Source organism: Aeromonas enteropelogenes, assembly GCF_000819845.1.
Classification (GTDB): Bacteria; Pseudomonadota; Gammaproteobacteria; order Enterobacterales; family Aeromonadaceae; genus Aeromonas; species Aeromonas enteropelogenes.
The window spans coordinates 1-636 of the sequence record NZ_CDCG01000022.1; the positions used below are offsets into that span (position 1 = coordinate 1).

The 636-nt window shown below is 56.1% G+C and carries 1 pseudogene; it reads right to left on the bottom strand.

From position 1 onward, the window contains the following. A pseudogene (locus BN1123_RS08845) lies at positions 1 to 636 on the bottom strand (IS5 family transposase); the annotation flags it as partial.

Below are 636 nucleotides of genomic sequence, written 5' to 3' on the forward strand. Positions count from 1 at the left end.
ACAGGCTGTCGCCCCTTTGCGCGAGATAAGCTGATGGCTGGCTTTGCTGTCATAAGCTCCATCCGCATAAAACATGTCCCAGCTTACGCCGCAGAGGGTTGAGCAAGGTGGGCAACACCTCGGCATCATGGACATTTTCCAGCGAGACTTCCGCCGCCACGATATCGTGGGTCACCGGGTCTACCGCCAGATGCAACTTGCGCCAGACTCGCCGCTTCTCGGCGCTGTGTTTTCTGACCTTCCACTCGCCTTCACCAAACACCTTCAGCCCGGTTGAGTCGATAACTAAGTCAGTAATGTGTCCCTTTGGGGGCTGTCGATAGGCCACTGTCACCGTACGTGCTCGCTTGCTGACACAGCTATAGTCCGGTGCGCACAACGGCACATTCATCAACTCGAACAGGGAGTCGAGTAGTCCCTGAGTGGCCCGCAGAGTGAGGTTGAAAATCCCCTTGAGCATCAGGACGGTACAGATGGTCTGGTCAGTGTAAAGCTGGCAGCGGCCCCGCCGCCCATGATGGTCGTGGTGAAACCAGTTGCTCATGGCCTCGGCATCAACCCAGAAGGTGAGTGAACCACGATTAATCAACGACTTGTTGTATTTAGGCCAGTTGGTGATGGGGTGAAGCGACGTGC